We start from the raw sequence: 15,645 nt of genomic DNA, 5'->3' as shown, positions 1-15,645 counted from the left end.
TCATTTCTCATTCTAGGCCTTGAGGTTTACTACATCCTCTGACTTGATATTCCGGAGCTGATCCACGATCAGCGAAGGCTGGGGGCCCCGATAGCGGTCGATCGATCGAATCGTGCTCCGTTCCAGAGAATCGCGGAACGCCATGGCTGCCGGATCAACCGGGCACCAAGCCTTTTTTTTTCGCTCAGCCCAGCGGACCCAGACCGTGGCCATCCCGAGTGTCGCGGCCGGCTCGATGTCGTTATCGAGCCGGTCACCAATCATGACGCATTCCTTCGGCTCAGCGCCTGCGTCACCGAGTGCTCGAAGGTAGAGTGCGGGGTTGGGCTTGAAGATCCCGACCTCCTCACTCAAGGTCACGACCTGGAACCGACCCAGCAGGCCCAATTCGTCCAGCAGACTCCGGCATTCCGGTCCTTGATTGGCGATCAGACCGAGATGGAACCGGCAAGCGAGTCGGTCGACCAACTCGCGCGCCCCATTGAGCACCGGAGAATACTCGCGGAATCGACTTCGGATTTCGCGTTCAGCCGTGTTCCAGGCCGCGGCGCAGGCCGCCTCATCAATCAAAGTCGAGACCACATCATAGAGTGGCCAGCGCGACCCTAGAATCGACCGCGACTCGCGGGCCGCGATGAACTCGAGGAAGGTCGGGTCGGGTCGAACGCGCTGAACGGCCTCCCAGTGGAGACGCGTGCAATGGTAGGCGACCGGATCTTCGTCGAGTAGGATATTGCCGACATCGAGAAACACCCAGCGAATCATGCTCTCTCCCCTGGCCCGCCCCTGCCCTTGCCAGTGACGGCCCTCACTCCATTGGGATCTGCCGCAATTCGGCACGCTCTAACGAGGACGCAGCACTCCTATGAACCTCTTGACGACCTTCGCCGGTTCCATGATGGAAGGGTTTCTCCCCAAGGGGTGGGACCTCGCCAAGATTGACGCCTGCTGCTCGCATCCGCCTGAGGCGATCGGCGAGCGCCAACCTTGGTGGCATCCGGACTTCCAGCCCATCGCCTGCACGGCCCTGGCCGATTTCGACGTCATGCTCGGCCATGAGATCGCTCGTGCCATCCAGCGAACCGGCCAAGAAGGGCGCAAGGTTGCGCTCATCCTGCCGGTCGGCCCCATGGGAATGTATCGCTGGGCGGTCTACTTCCTCAAGGAGTGGAACGTCTCCTGCGACCACGTTTATGGGTTTAACATGGACGAGTGGAGCGACCGGCATGGAGCCACCCTCCCCTCCACCGACCCGGGAGCGTTTCAGAATGCGATGCAGAACGCGTTCTACGGACCGCTCGGGGCCAAAACGGTTCCCGAATCGCAGCGCTGGTTCGCGACGCCCGATCGGCTCCCCCACTACGCGGCCCGAATCGCCGAATTGAAAGCCGAAGGGGCCGAACTGATCGTCATCTTCGGTATCGGCCGGGTCTGTCATATCGCGTTCTGGGAACCGCATTTCGCCGCGGAATACGCCAGTGTCGACGAATGGAAGTCGCAGACGCATCGGATCGGCGCTCTCCTTCACCCGCTCACCATTGAACAGAACGCCCTGACCAGCTTCAAGAGTCGGACCACGCTCGTCCCCGCGTTCGCCAACACGATCGGCCCCGGCCTGTTCCTCCAGGCCGACCGAATCATCGGAGGCGCTGACGGCATCTTCGATCGTGGGATGCAGTGGCAGGGGATGAGCCTCTGGATGACCTTGCGGTACGGGCCGACCCCCTGGATCCCCAGCTCCTTCATGCCGACACTTCCGGGCCGGCTCTATTATCTCGATCAACTCGCGGGCCCGTTGGAGCCTGCGATGAACTGAGCGGGGAAACACGACCGGCTCCCCTTTTGTGTCGTAGAGTTTGGATAGCCCCTTCACTCGACGCACGCACGGGTGTGGGGGCGATTTCATGGGGTGGCCCGTGCCTGGGTTTCGTTCGCGCCTCGCCCCTGGCTCCGGGCGGCCTACGGGGCCGTCGGCACGGCGACTTATTTTGTGATATGTTTCTTGACTTACATCGATTTTCGTTTTCGGTGAGGCCAGCTATGCGAGCCTGTTTTCAACGACTGCGGACACTCGGAACGTCGGCGCTACGTTCGTCCCAGGCCAGGATCCGCTCGCGGTTCGTTCCCGCTTTAGGGGAGCTCGAGGAACGAACGCTGCTCAGTCTCACGATTAAAATTGATTATACCTACGATACAGCGAATTTTTTCGACACGTCGGCCAAACGGAGCGTGATGGAAGCGGCGGCGAACAGCGTCGCCAGCGTTTTGAACGACAACCTGCTGGCGATCCAGGCCTCGGGCTCGAACAGTTGGCGGGCCAATTTCCCCGACCCGGGGAGTGGCCAGCTCACGACGATCAACAACCTGGTCGTTCCGGCGAATACGATCGTGATTTTCGTCGGCGGCAGGTCGTTGCCCAGGGAGTCGGAGGCCGGTGAAGGGAGTACCGGCGGATTTGGGGCCCAGGGGACCCAAGCCTGGTTGGATCTCGTGGCTTCACGAGGCCAAGCAGGCGCTCTCACTGCAAATCCGACCGATTTCGGACCTTGGGGCGGCTCGATTTCGTTTGATAATTCGGGGTCGACCCACTGGTTCTACGGCCAGGATACGAACGGACTGAGCGCGACCCTGACCGATTTCCGCACGGTCGCGGAGCACGAAGTCGGTCACGTTCTGGGGGTGGGCACCAGCCCCTCGTGGTCAACCTATGTCTCGGCCGGGACCTTTATCGGTCCCGCCTCCATGGCAGTTCGAGGCGGGCAAGCCGTTCCACTCGATCCGAACCTCCAGCACTGGGCTCAGGGAACGAAGTCGGACGGTGTCGACGCCCTGATGGATCCCACCGTTCAGTATGGCCTGAGGCGAACCTTCACCAGTCTTGATTACGCGGCCTTACAAGACATTGGCTGGGCCGTTCAACCTCCGGCGCTGTCCGTCTTCCAGTTCGGTGCATCGAGTTATACCGTCTCCGAGACGAGCGGCAGTCTTCTCGTCACGGTGCAGCGTAGCGGCGGCAGCGGCGCGGCTTCGGTCGCTTACGCGACCAGCAACGGGACGGCGACCGCGGGACTCGACTACACCGCAGTCAGTGGCACCTTAAATTTTGCGCCCGGTCAGACCGTTCAATCGTTCGTCATCCCGATCCTCAACGACCAGGTTCCCGATGGTAACGAGACGATCAACCTGGTTTTGGGGTCTCCGAGCGCGGGGTCGACCTTGGGCTTCCTCAGTTCGGCGGTCGTCACCATCGTCGCTCCCGGGCGTCATCCGCTCGGCGACTACGATGGCGTCGGATTCACCCAAATTGGGATTTTCCGCCCGTCGAACGCGATGTGGACGATCCTGAATAACACGGGAGGCCGCGGCAGCGCCTACGGCGCGGGTAACCTTTTTGACATCCCGGTGCCGGGCGACTACGACGGGATCGGCCGGACTGAACAGGCTGTTTTCCGGCCATCAACGGGTCAATGGATCATCCTCAATCCGGTCGATCAGTCCCAGCGGGTGATCAGCTTCGGGGCCCTTAATCTGTTCGATATTCCGGTGCCGGGCGACTACGACGGGATCGGCCGAACGGAACCGGCGGTCTTTCGGCCGAGCACCGGCCAGTGGATCATCTTCAACCCGATCACCCACACCCAGCGGGTCGCCTACTACGGCGCGGCGAACCTGTTCGATATCCCGGTGCCGGGCGACTACGACGGGATCGGCCGGACCGAACTCGCGGTATTCCGACCCAGTACCGCGACCTGGGCGATCTACAACCCCCTCACCAACACCCAGCGGTTCGTGAGCTACGGTGCGGCGAACCTGTTCGATATTCCGGTGCCGGGCGACTACGACGGGATCGGCCGGACCGAACAGGCTGTATTCCGCCCATCGACGGGCCAATGGATCATCCTCAATCCGGTCGATCAGACCCAGCGGGCAGTCAACTTCGGGGCGACGAATTACTTCGACGTCCCGCTCCAGGCCCCAATCGCCAGCCTGAAAAAACTCGGCAAGCTCGGTGGAACCAGTCTGACCGCACTCTCGACCATGTCTGCTCAACAGAGCAGCTTGACCGCATCAGCGTTCACCGCGTCCTCGTCCCCGCCCACCGTTCCGGCTGAGATCATCACCGGTGACGATCAGGCAACGAGTTCACTGCCCCGTCGAAAGCAATCTGTTCATTTGTTTGCATGATAGGCCTGACTCGACGCTCCCGGGGGGAGTGCATTAACGATTGGCCCCGCGGTCGATCCTTCCCTGGCGGCTTCAAGGCGAGCGGGCAGTCCGCCGCTGTTCCGGGAAGAAGTGGCGGGGCCTCAGGTCCAACGACTATGATGGACGCGATGGAAATGAGGCGACTGAGGGAGTCCTGATTGGGATGAGCGACTGGCGACAGGCAATTGACGATCAGATTGACGCAATCGCCGACCGGTTGCTGGGAATCCGCCGCCACCTTCATGCTCATCCCGAGCCGAGTCGCGAAGAGTATGCGACGACTCAATACCTGGGCGATCAGCTCCTCGCGGCGGGATTGCCGTTGAAGATCCTGCTCGGAGGTCGTGGGATCATCGCCGGCAGCTCGCTTTCGCCAGAGGGACAGGCCGTGGCGCTCCGGGCTGATACGGACGCGCTGCGGATTCAGGATCGGAAAGAGGTGGCCTACCGTTCGGAGCACGCAGGTGTAATGCACGCGTGCGGCCACGACGCCCATTCCACGATGGTCCTGGGGGCCTCGTTGGCGTTGCATCGTTGCGAAGGTTTGCTTCCCTGGCCGGTGCCCTGGAGAGCGATCTTCCAACCGGCCGAGGAAGTGGGCGAAGGGGCCTTGGAGATGGTCGCGGCCGGAGCCGTCGAAGGCGTGCGGTCGCTGGTCGCGCTCCACGTGGCCCCGGACCTCCAGGTCGGACGCGTCGCGCTCCGCCGCGGGGTCATGACGGCCTTCTGTCAGGAGTTCGCCGTCACGGTCCGCGGCGTGGGAGGACACGCGGCCCGGCCGCATCTGACCCACGACTCGATTGCCGCCGCGGCGCAATTCATTAGCTCTGTCTATCAGTGGATGCCAAGGTCCATCGATTCCCGCGATGCCGTGGTCGTTTCTTTTGGCGCGATCTCCGGCGGCGCCAGCTCGAATGTGATCCCCGATCGGGTGAGCCTACGTGGTACGATCCGAACGCTTGGGCACGTCACGGCCGCCAAGGTCCGCGATCGCTTGCGGCAAATTGCGAACGGCGTGGCTGGGGCCTCGCTCTGTTTCATCGACCTCTCGTTCGGGATCGAGACGGACGCGGTTGTGAACGACCCGCTCGTTACGGATCTCTGTCGCCAAGCGGCCGAGGAGGTGGTCGGAATCGACCAGGTCGAGACGATTCCCTTGCCCAGCTTGGGAGGCGAAGACTTCTCGGGATACCTCACGCACGTCCCGGGCTGCTTGCTCCGCCTTGGTGTGGCGAATGGCGATCGCTGGCCCTCGCTCCATTCACCCGACTTTGATATCGATGAACGTGCGTTGGTCGTCGGTGCCAAGATCCTGGCAAGGAGCGCCGTTCTGCTCGCTCGCTGACGAAGCGGGTTCGACTCCGAGCGCCAGGAGCAAGCGGAACGAGTCTTGAACGATTCGCTCAGGGCTGAGTGCCCGCCGCGGTTTCTTTGATGAGGAGATCGACGACATCCTCGAATCGACCACGTTGCGCGTAGGCGTCACGTTGTCGCTTGGCTCCCGTGCCGCGGTCGAGCGTTTGCCGGACGAGGGTACTGATTTCGTCCCACTCGCCGGCGGCCTCGAGCGTGGTGCGAAGGAATTCCAGGAACTTCCCGATCAACTGAGCGGCCGGCACGGCGAGTCGGGCGTCGATATCGATGAGCTCTCCGTCGAGCCCGAAGCGGGAAGCCCGCCACTTGGCGGCTCGCAAGAGTTCGGGGCGTACGTGTTCGATCGGCAAGCCGCGCTCGGCCTGGTTGTAGCAGGTTCGCGCCAGAGCACGGCAAAGGCCGGCCACCATGACCGCCTCATCGATCGACGCACAAACATCGGTGACGCGAAACTCGAGCGTCTCGAAGTGAGAGGAGGGCCGGATATCCCAGTAAATCTTCGAGGCATCGCTGATGCTCCCGGTCTCGATGAGGGAGGAGACCAGGTCGTCATACTCGCTTCGCGACGCCAAGACGTTGGGGGTTCCCACCATCGGGAAGCGTTGGAACAACTCGGTTCGATAGCTTGCGTAGCCGGTCTCCATCCCCAGCCAGTAGGGAGAATTGCAGGCGAGCGCGAGCAACGGTGCCAACCAAGGGCGGGCCCGGTTCATCACCTGGATCGCCAGCTCTCGATCGGAGATTCCGACGTGGACGTGGCATCCGAAGATGATCTGCTCACGAGCAAGTTGCTGGAAATCGGCCGCGATACCATAGTAGCGCGGTTTGGGGGTGATCGTCTGGTCTTCCCAGTGGGAAAACGGGTGGGTCCCCGCGGCGACGATCCGACTCCCTTCGCGTTTGGCCGCGTTGATCAGACCGCTACGGAGCCGAATCAACTCGGTGCGGACCTCTCCCAGGGTCTTGCAGATCGGAGTGCCGATTTCAATCTGCGAGAGGAAGAGTTCATTGGTCACATCCTCGCCGACCGTCTTTTGCGCTTTCCGGAGGATTCGCTGTGCACCTTGCCGAAGTTCACGAGTCTCAGGGTTGATGATCTGATACTCTTCCTCGACGCCGATCGTGAAATCTTCGATGGACTGACCCACGCGAATCGCTCCTGAGAAGCGATTGACCGTCGGCTCGCTCGGATCTGGGTTTGAGACCCACGCGAACCGCAACCGCTTTAGCCTGGGACCGACAGGACGTGCCGGTAAAAGAGCAGGAGACTGTACGCGACCACCGCGCTGGCCGCCACGGTTCCAAATCCGAGGACTTTCCGACCGAGGCCGGGACGACGACGTTCCACGATCTCGCAGAACACAATGGCCAATGAGATCAGGAGAAACTTGAAGGCAACCATTCCCGCCATGTTCCAACGCAAGAAGAACCAGCGGGCAACCGGGTTGGATTCATAAAAATGAAACCCTTGTCGCAGCAGGACGTAGGTCATCAGCAAGTCGAGCACGCTCACCGCGAGAATCGCGGCGCTCTCCCGACTCAAGAGGAGAGGATCACCGTGAAACTCGCGGTTCAGATTCCTCAGCCAGTTTCCAAAGGCCTTGGCAGGATCCATTCCATGAGCTTAACAGATCCGACCGCCGAGCGACGATGCGGAAAATGACGCGATCGGCTCGCTGAGCCATGAGAATGCGATGAGGAGCCCGGGAGAATAACGTTGCATCACTGACAGGCGGCGTCTATGTTCGGCTTTGTGCAAATCCCCTCGTCGAGCGCGGAAGAGCCTCGACGGGGCGGCCAACGAGACCGGATCGCGGCGGAAAGCCGCGATCCCCTGCCAAACCCGGCGTCAACGATCCTCAACGTTGCGAGTCTTGACTTATGAGACGCGTCTCTATTCATCGATCCAGGGTCGCAGCCGCGCTGACGGTCGCCCTGGCAACCACGGTCGTTGCTCTGGCGCAGCAAGCGGCGACCGTCGTCGGCACCCTCGACGGACACACCGAGCCGGTCTACACCGTCGCCTGGAGCCCGGACGGAAAAACGGTCGTCACCGGGGGCTTCGACAGCACGGTCCGGCTCTGGGACGTCGCCACACGCAAAGAAATCAAGAAGTTTGAAGGCCACTCAAATCTCGTCCTCTCGGTCGCCACCTCACCCGACGGCAAGAGTATCCTCTCGGGGAGCCTCGATAAAACGGCCAAGGTCTGGCGGATGCCCGGGGGCGGAGCTTCCAAGGACCTGGCCGGTAACCCGGGCGGCGTCCACGCCCTGGCGGTCAAGCCCGACGGGAAGCAGGCCGTGGCCGCCTCGGCCAAGACGGTCAAGCTCTGGGACCTGGTCGCGGGAACGCCCGTGAAGGACTTCGATGGGCACACCGCCGAGGTTGAAAGCGCGGCCTGGCGGCTCGACGGAGCGCAAATCGCCTCGGGCGACAAGGCACGGACGATCCGCCTTTGGAACGCCGCCGATGGAGCCCCCCAGGGAATCATCGAAACCCCGGCCGATACCGTGCTTGGGCTGAGTTACCTCCCCAACAACCTGCAGCTCGTCTCGGCCGGCTCCGACGGCCTGGCGCGACTCTGGCAACTGCCCGTTGCCGACCCGAAGGTTGTTGACCTCGTGGGCACGAACACGGCCTTTGCCTTCAGCGCAAACGGAGCGCGATACGCCACCGCCGGGGCCGACAAGGTGGTCCGGGTTTATAACACCGCGGATGGCGCGGTCGTCAAGGAAATCCCCGCCGCGGAGGAACCGATCGCGGCACTGGCGTTGAAGGCCGACGGCAGCCAGGTCGCGATCGCCCTGGCCAATCGCGTGATCCGGATCAGCAACACGGCCGACGGCGCCGAGGTCAAGAAGAGCGAGCCGCTCCCTTCCCCCGTCTCCGCGCTTGCGTTCCGGGCCGACGGCGCGCAACTGGCCGTCGCGGGCGAGGACAAGATCATTCGAGTCCTCGACGCCGCCGCTGCAACCGTCGTCAAGGAACTTCCCGGCCACGGCGCCAAGGTGAATGCCCTTGAGTTCGCCCCCAATGACGGCAACCTCCTGGTCTCGGCCTCGGACGATAAACTCGCCAAACTCTGGGACGTCAAGGAAGGCAAATTGATCCGCGACTTCGCGGGCCACACCGAGCCCGTCTTGACGCTCAACGTCTCGCGAGACGGTGCCAAGCTCGTGACCGGGTCAGCTGATAAGAGTATCAAAGTTTGGACCATCGGCGATGCCAAGAACGTGGCCACCCTCGCGGGCCACGCCGCGCCGGTCAAAAGCGTCTTCCTTTCGAACGACGGCAATCGGATCGCCAGCGGTTCGGCCGACAACTCGGTCCGGTTCTGGGACGTCGCCAATGCCCGCGAGCTTCAGCAATCGACCTCGCATGGCGCCGCGGTGCACGCGTTGACGATCCTGCCCGACAATGCCTCAGTCGTCTCAGCGGGGGGAGAAAACAAGCTGCGAATCTGGAAGCCGGCGGCCGTTTTGGTCTATGCGGGCAACCAAGGCCCTGTCTTTGGGCTGGCCGTTCATCCCAACGGCTCGCAGATCGCCACGGCCTCGGCTGACAAGACCGTGAAGGTCTTCGACACGAATACCGGGAACCTGATCCGACCGCTCGCCGGTCATGCCGACGCCGTCAAGGCGGTTGCCTACACCAAGGATGGAGCCAAGATCGTCTCAGGATCAACCGATAAGACGATCAAGACCTGGAACGTCGCCGATGGGAAGCCGTTGCTGAGCTACCCGGCTCAGGCGAACGCTGTCCTGTCGGTCGCGACCTCGGCCGACAACAAGTGGCTCGTGGCCGGCCTGGCCGATAACACCGCCAAGGTGTTCGACCTCACCGCGGCCGACGCCGCGAAGGCGGAACGTCAGACCCTCAGCGGGCACGCCGGCCCCGTGAACGCGGTCGCGATCTTGCCGGACAACGCGACCGTGGTAACGGCCTCCGAGGACAAGACGGTCAAGCTTTGGACCTTGGAAACGCCAGGCGCGTCGAAGAATCTGGCCGGTCACACAGGGCAAGTCTACAGCGTGGCCTGGGCCCCCGACGGCAAGCAGGCGGCCACCGGGGCAGCCGACAAGACGGCCCGGATCTGGGACATCGAAAAAGGAACCCAGATTCGCGCCTTGGAAAAGGCCCACGAGAATGTCGTCTATTGCGTGGCGTACAGCCCGAAGGGGGACCTGCTCGTCACCGGGGGCGATGACAAGCTCGTGAAGTTCTGGAATCCCGCCGACGGCAAAGAACTTCGCAAGAGCGCCGGCCATGGCGCGGCGGTCTATTGCGTGGCGTTCCGACCGGATGGTGCCAAGCTCGCCTCGGGCTCGGTCGACAAGACCATTCGAATCTGGAACGTGGCCGATGGCAAGGAGCTGAACAAACTCGACGGCCACCCCGACGACGTCTACTCGCTCACCTTCAGCCCCGACGGCAAGCGGCTCGCGTCCATCGGCTACGGCGGTAACCTGTTCGTCTGGGATGTCGACGGCGCCAAGGCGATCTTCAACCAGAAGGTCGCCCCCAACACGATGGCCTATGGAATCTCATGGAGCCCGGACGGCAAGCAGCTTGCCATCGCGGCATCGGACAACAAGGGCTATCTTTTCAATATCCCTTGATGCCTGGCTATTCCTTCTTGGGCTGAGAGTTCGAGGAGGAGAACCCCATTGGCAGGGTTCTCCTCCCTCTTCCTACCTCTCCCCCATTTCGCTTGCCTGAAAGGCGAGCGGGGAGCGTAAGCTCCCTGTCTTCGCGATCTGACTTCGCGGGGAAGTCGACCAGTGGGTGCACTGAAGGCACCCGAGAAAGAACGGATTCCCCGCCTTTTTCTCCGCGGGATCAGCCACGCCCTCCCTCACAGCATGTCTCGCAGATTGTGCGACAACGCGTGCATTGCAACTTACCGCGCAACTCAAAGAGCCGTCCGCCGCAGACCGGGCAAGCCGGCTGCGGTGGGGTGGAAGGCCCCTGTGTGATGGGCTGACGTTCATCCGGTTGTGGCGAAGCCAGACTCATGAGTTCCCTCACAACGCGAGAAGTTTACAGGCGAAAGACCCTCATGGATCCACTGTACAGCACCTTACGTTCGAGTGGATGACAGGCCTCCCAGACGTGGGCAATTCGAGGGTAAACCGCTCTGGAGTGAGTCAGAAAAAAATTGCACGCATTTTGTCGCCCCGTCGGGGCGACAAAATGCGTGCATGACTCTTCTGATCTTCGATCACCCAGGAGGCTTGCGAAGGACAAGTATGGCTTTTGCCGTAACTTGCCCTTCGCGAGCGATCCCCATCTCGATTATTTACCCACGAGCACGCGAGCGCGGGCCGGGGAACCGGGCTCGTCTTCAAGGGTGCAAACGATCCCGTCCGGCCGTTTCGACAGGTCGACGCCGAGCGTCACGGTATGGACGCCGGTCGGCAGGTCCAGCACGACTTCGGGTTTGAGTTCGACCTTCTTGTCGTCAACCCAGAGCTTCATCCCCGCGACGGAGTTGAAGGTGAGTTTCAACGGACCGGGCGTCGTGACTTCAATCTCAGCGCGGGCCATTCCGAACGCCCCCTGGTAGGACCCGAACGGCTTGAGCGCCTCGATCGGCAGCAGCCCCGAGACCCGGCTGTACGCGGGCGTCCAACTGCGAAGTTCACCGCTCTCCAGCGCCGCGTCGAGCCCGCTGTGTTGAATCGTCAACGCCTCTTTCGGAGTCGGCTCAAGAACGCGCCAACGTCTGACAACGCGTGCCTTGCTCACCGAATAGGGGCCGATTTTTCCCAGCTCGGACAGGAACCGGACGAGGTCGAGCAGTTCCGGACGGGTCAGAGGATCGGTGAGGTTGGCCGGCATCAGCGAGCCGGCCGGCTTCTGCTCTTCGATCGTCGCCACCGGAATCGTCAGCTCCTGATCTTCGGCATCCCGCAGGATCAGGTCGGTTTCCGTCTGGCGGAGCTTGATGCCCGTGATGATCTTGCCATCACTGGTGGCCACCACCAAGGCGTGATAGTTCTCCTTGATCGCCTTGCTCGGCAGGAGGATCGAGTCGACCAGGTAGTCGGCCGGTGCGCTGGCGCCGATGCTTTCGAGGCTCGGCCCGACTTGCCCTCCAGCCCCCACGATCGCGTGGCACTTCAGGCAAGACATCTCCTTGCGCCGGAACACCTCCTCGCCCCGCTTGGCATCGCCGAGACGAGCCACATCGGCGAGGAATTCCTTCATTTGCTCGGGGGAGAGCTCGCCGGAGGCCGAGGCCAGTTGACCGGCTGAAGTCAATGCTTCGACGAGCTTCTCCTCCGGGCGTCCCGAGGCGCGAACCGCGCGAATGGCAACCTTGGCGACATCGGAGGGGAGCGTTTTGCCGACCAGGGCGGACGTGAGCGCGGCGGAACCGGTTTGGAGTTGGAGGAAGCGAGCGAGCAGGCTCTCGACGGCCGCCGGCTCTGTCGTTTTCGACAAGCGTTCGATCGCGCGCTGCGACGCTCCGTTGGGATCGATCGAAGCGAGGGCACTGATGGCAAGGGCCTGGATTTGCCCGGGGGCGTCGGGGGCCGCGAGCCGCGCGAGCTCGGTTCGGCTTTGCGGACCTCCCATCTCGGCCAGCGCGTCGACCACCGAGCGGGCGAGCGTCGCGGACGTCGTTTTCGCGTTGGCCAGTTCGACAAGGCGGGGACGAGCCGATTCGAGCTTCCAGGCACCGGCCGCTTCCGCGGCGGCTCGGCTGAGGGCCTCGTCTTTGCCGTCGAGCAACGAAGCGACTCGGTTGAGGTCTCCCGTGGGCTGAACTTTCCGTTGCCGGGCGGCCTTCGCCAAAGTCTCCAGGAGCGTGGCACGCTGGCCGTGAGTCGACGAGCCCCCCTCAAGGGCAAGGTCGAGGACCATGGCCAGGTCGCTTGGATCTCCCAGGGTGGCGACCGTCGTCAAGACCCCTGAGACTTGCTCCTTGGGGATTTTCGAGGCCCGCAACGACTCGACGAGCGGCTTGACCACGCCGGAGGAGCCGTTGGCCTGGAGCGCGAACACGAGGTGGCCGATATGCCCCTTGAAGTCGAAACGTCCCGCCTGGACTTCGGGAAGCCAGGTCGGCGCCAGTTCGCGTGCCGTGAGCCAGAGCGCGTAGTCGAGAAAGCGATCGACCGGCCGGTCGAGGGCACTCATGGCCAGTTCCGCGGCTTGCGTGGTCGGGAAAAGCCCCAGTGCCCGAACCGCCTCGAGTCGAACCCGCGGGTGGTCATCGATCACTTGCTGAGCCATCGTGGCCACCGGATCCGCCAGGCGGCTCTGCCACTTGCTGGCCACTCGGGTCGCCGCCGCTCGCACCCGCGGATCGTTGCTTCGCAAGAGCGTTGCGAGCAAATCCGACTCGACTTCGTTGATGGCTTGATAGGTCCAGAGCGCTTCAAGTCGCTGGTGCTCGGCGTCGGGATCGTTGGAATCGAGCTTCGCGACCCAATCCTTCAGCGCGGGGACGATCGACTTGCCGCGCTCCTTCAACACCATTCGGGCGTTCTGCCGGGTCCAGTCTTCGGGAGCTCTCAAGGCTGCAAGTAAGGCTTCCGTCGACGCTCCCACGAGCTTCGGTCGTTCGACGAGCGGGCGGCCCTTGGCGGTGACCCGCCAGATTCGCCCCCGGGTGTGATCGCGCCTCGGGTCGCGGAAATCGACTTCGCCATGCTGGATGATCGGGTTGTACCAGTCGGCAATATAGATCGCGCCGTCCGGGCCCATCTTGGCGTCGATCGGCCGGAAGGCCATGTGCTTGGTCTTGATCAACTCGGGCTGCTCACGCGATGCATAGCCCGCGCCGTCTTCGCTGAGCACGAACCGGCAGACCCGGTTTCCGCGGAAGTCGCTGGTGACGATGCTCCCCGACCAGGACTCGGGGAGGTGTCGCCCGCTCACGAACTCCGCGCCGCAGTGTTTCGGACTTCCTGGGTTGAGGCCCTGCAAGATCCGGGTCGCGTCGGGTGCCGTGACGTAATAAGCGCCGGGAAGGCAGTAGTTGATCCCTTCCCCCCCTGCTCCATCGGTCGCGAACGACTGGCCCCAGCGGTCGAAATGGTGTCCCCAGGGGTTGACGAGTCCACGAATGAACACGTCGAGTTCCATCGTTTCCGGCCGAAACCGCCAGATTCCACCGCCACCGAGTCGTCGCACGCCATGCGGTGTTTCAATATGGCTGTGAATATAAATTGACTGGTTGAAATAGAGCATTCCGTCATATCCCCACCGGAGCGTGTGGAGGATATGGTGGGTGTCTTCGGTGCCGAAGCCGGAGAGCATCACGCGGCGACGATCGGCCTTGCCGTCGTTGTCGGTGTCCGCGAAGTGGAGCAGCTCGGTGCTGTTGGCGACGTAAACTCCCCCGTCACCGGGCTCGACGCCGGTCGGGATGAGGAGGCCATCGGCGAAGACCGACGTTTTCTCCGCGCGGCCGTCGCCGTCACGATCCTCGAGGATCAGTACCTTATCGTTGGCCGTCTGCCCCGGCTTGATCTGCGGGTAGACCTCGGAGCTGACGACCCATAACCGCCCCTGGGGGTCGAAGTTCATCTGGATCGGTTTGGCGAGGATCGGGTCGGCGGCGAACAGGTTGACCTCGAAACCATCGGCCACGATGAACGACTTGCGCTCGACCTCCGGGTCGGGATCGGGAATCTCGAACGGGGCGCGTTGCGCAAAGCTCGAGGAAGTGGCACCAAGGGCCACGCAGACGCTCAGGATGAAGGATAATCGGTAGCGAATCATCGACCCACCTCGCTTTCACGACTCAACTCATAAACGTGGGAGACGGGAACTCGCAACGTGGCGACTTCCTGCTCCTTGGCCTCAACGAGCGGGTCGAACAGAGGAATCTCGCGTGCGTTGTTGCCTTGTTCGTGCTTCCGAAAGCCAAACAAGTAGGTCTCGTTCTGGGGCCGCCAGCGATGGAAGTAAAGCAGGTTCTTCTCGTTGATGACCTGACGGAGTTTCTCGACTTGATCGAACTCGGGCCCTGTTTTGAGGTCCCACGACTTCCATTGGTCCGCGGTGGCCGAGGCGATCGACTTCCCGTCAATTTTCAGGGTGTACCGCCCTGGGGCCAGTCCTGCGAACTCGAGAACGCGTGCGCTCGCCTTCGGCGCCGCGAGTTGGGCCGGGAGCGGGAGGGTGGCGTCCAAGACTTCGAAGCGAATCCGTTGCGGGGAGACTTCGAGATTGGAGACCTTGGCATTTTGAGCTTCGGCGGTTCCGTCCGGTCGAACCCGTATGGACCAGGGGGTCCCGACGTTCTTCAGGAGTTCGCGCGCGATCTTCGCGTCGGCCAATCCGTAGCCATGCTCGGTCAAATGGATCCCGTCGTCAGTCAAGTGACGAGCGTCGTGCGGATCCCCCGCGCGATGCGTAGGGTCGATTCCGGAACCGATCGAGGCGAGGTCAACGTAAGGATAGCCGCGCGAGCCCGCCACCCGGGCGATCGTCTCGCGGTAGAGCCCAAGCTTCTGGTTGTGAACCGTTGGGTCGGGAAGCGGGCGACCGAGATTTTCATGAGCGATGGGCGAGAGCAGCACCACCTTGGCCTTTGACTCGGCCAGCACGTCAAGTAACGTGTTCAGGCCCTGCTCGAAGGAGGGAAGTCCGGCTTTGCCGTCGAAGGATTCGCTCATCCCGTAACCGACGAGGATGACCGTGGGCTTGAGCGCAAGCACGTGCTCTTTTAATTGCTTAAAGCCGTCAGCACGTTTGCCAAAGCCTGCGCGGGCATCGCCGAAGACGGTATCACCGCTCCAGCCCAAGTTGCGAACGGTCAAGTTCTTCGCGGGATTCGACAAGGTGAGGAGGGTTTCGAGGTAGCCATGCTTCTGGTTACGCTCGATCAGATCGTCGCCGAGGAGCACGATCCGATCGCCGTCCTTGAGCGCGAAGTCATTGCGATCGGCCGCTTGAGAGATCGCGCTCAGGCTGAGCCATGAGGCGAATGCGGCGACGTACAGGAGAGGTCGTTTCACAAGGTCGCTCCGGACCGAAATCAGTGATTGGGATCGCCCCATCGGAAATCGCGTCAAAAAAATAGGGGAGGCTGGTTTTGCACGAAT

9 protein-coding genes are annotated in these 15,645 nt (G+C 62.5%); 4 read left to right on the top strand and 5 right to left on the bottom strand.

The window, feature by feature from the left end; genetic code table 11:
• Window positions 1–12 precede the first annotated feature (12 nt).
• On the bottom strand, window positions 13–765 hold the full coding sequence (locus BUS42_RS07585; protein WP_074306393.1) for an HAD family hydrolase: 753 nt from the start codon (window positions 763–765) through the stop codon (window positions 13–15).
• Between the two features lie 100 nt (window positions 766–865).
• On the opposite strand from BUS42_RS07585, the gene BUS42_RS07580 reads away from it, so the two are divergent.
• From BUS42_RS07580 to BUS42_RS07570, 3 genes are all read left to right on the top strand, one after another.
• On the top strand, window positions 866–1,816 hold the full coding sequence (locus tag BUS42_RS07580) for a sugar phosphate isomerase family (RefSeq protein WP_074306392.1): 951 nt from the start codon (window positions 866–868) through the stop codon (window positions 1,814–1,816).
• A 224-nt stretch (window positions 1,817–2,040) separates the two neighbouring features.
• Window positions 2,041–4,185: a Calx-beta domain-containing protein gene (locus BUS42_RS07575; protein WP_074306391.1), complete on the top strand. Its 2,145-nt coding sequence runs from the start codon at window positions 2,041–2,043 to the stop codon at window positions 4,183–4,185.
• 184 nt (window positions 4,186–4,369) lie between these two features.
• Complete coding sequence (locus tag BUS42_RS07570) at window positions 4,370–5,551, top strand: M20 metallopeptidase family protein (RefSeq protein ID WP_074310813.1); 1,182 nt, start codon at window positions 4,370–4,372, stop codon at window positions 5,549–5,551.
• A 58-nt stretch (window positions 5,552–5,609) separates the two neighbouring features.
• Here the strand turns inward: BUS42_RS07570 and BUS42_RS07565 are convergent, their stop codons facing one another.
• The gene (locus BUS42_RS07565) at window positions 5,610–6,728 is read right to left on the bottom strand and encodes a carboxylate-amine ligase (protein ID WP_074306390.1); all 1,119 of its coding nucleotides are present in this window, start codon (window positions 6,726–6,728) and stop codon (window positions 5,610–5,612) included.
• Window positions 6,729–6,805: 77 nt separating this feature from the next.
• Complete coding sequence (locus tag BUS42_RS07560) at window positions 6,806–7,195, bottom strand: DUF5658 family protein (RefSeq protein WP_074306389.1); 390 nt, start codon at window positions 7,193–7,195, stop codon at window positions 6,806–6,808.
• 266 nt (window positions 7,196–7,461) lie between these two features.
• On the opposite strand from BUS42_RS07560, the gene BUS42_RS07555 reads away from it, so the two are divergent.
• Complete coding sequence (locus tag BUS42_RS07555; RefSeq protein ID WP_074306388.1) at window positions 7,462–10,200, top strand: WD40 repeat domain-containing protein; 2,739 nt, start codon at window positions 7,462–7,464, stop codon at window positions 10,198–10,200.
• Window positions 10,201–10,876: 676 nt separating this feature from the next.
• Here the strand turns inward: BUS42_RS07555 and BUS42_RS07550 are convergent.
• Both BUS42_RS07550 and BUS42_RS07545 read right to left on the bottom strand, forming a co-directional pair.
• A complete protein-coding gene (locus tag BUS42_RS07550; RefSeq protein WP_074306387.1) occupies window positions 10,877–14,317 on the bottom strand; it encodes a PVC-type heme-binding CxxCH protein in 3,441 nt (1,146 codons plus the stop codon).
• Window positions 14,314–15,558 (bottom strand): SGNH/GDSL hydrolase family protein, encoded by a 1,245-nt coding sequence (locus BUS42_RS07545; protein WP_159452185.1) that lies wholly within the window; start codon window positions 15,556–15,558, stop codon window positions 14,314–14,316. The genes BUS42_RS07550 and BUS42_RS07545 overlap by 4 nt, the downstream gene beginning before the upstream one ends.
• Window positions 15,559–15,645: the final 87 nt, after the last annotated feature.

Origin of the sequence: Singulisphaera sp. GP187, from assembly GCF_900129635.1 — a bacterium.
Lineage (GTDB): Bacteria > Planctomycetota > Planctomycetia > Isosphaerales > Isosphaeraceae > Singulisphaera.
The sequence above is the reverse complement of the archived record's forward strand: the minus strand, read 5'-3'. Positions and strand labels throughout refer to the sequence as shown.

Excerpts from the sequence above, each read along its gene's own strand:
- BUS42_RS07585 (WP_074306393.1), bottom strand. The coding sequence starts at position 765 with ATGATTCGCTGGGTGTTTCTCGATGTCGGCAATATCCTACTCGACGAA.
- BUS42_RS07580 (WP_074306392.1), top strand. The coding sequence starts at position 866 with ATGAACCTCTTGACGACCTTCGCCGGTTCCATGATGGAAGGGTTTCTC.
- BUS42_RS07575 (WP_074306391.1), top strand. The coding sequence starts at position 2,041 with ATGCGAGCCTGTTTTCAACGACTGCGGACACTCGGAACGTCGGCGCTA.
- BUS42_RS07570 (WP_074310813.1), top strand. The coding sequence starts at position 4,370 with ATGAGCGACTGGCGACAGGCAATTGACGATCAGATTGACGCAATCGCC.
- BUS42_RS07560 (WP_074306389.1), bottom strand. The coding sequence starts at position 7,195 with ATGGATCCTGCCAAGGCCTTTGGAAACTGGCTGAGGAATCTGAACCGC.
- BUS42_RS07555 (WP_074306388.1), top strand. The coding sequence starts at position 7,462 with ATGAGACGCGTCTCTATTCATCGATCCAGGGTCGCAGCCGCGCTGACG.
- BUS42_RS07550 (WP_074306387.1), bottom strand. The coding sequence starts at position 14,317 with ATGATTCGCTACCGATTATCCTTCATCCTGAGCGTCTGCGTGGCCCTT.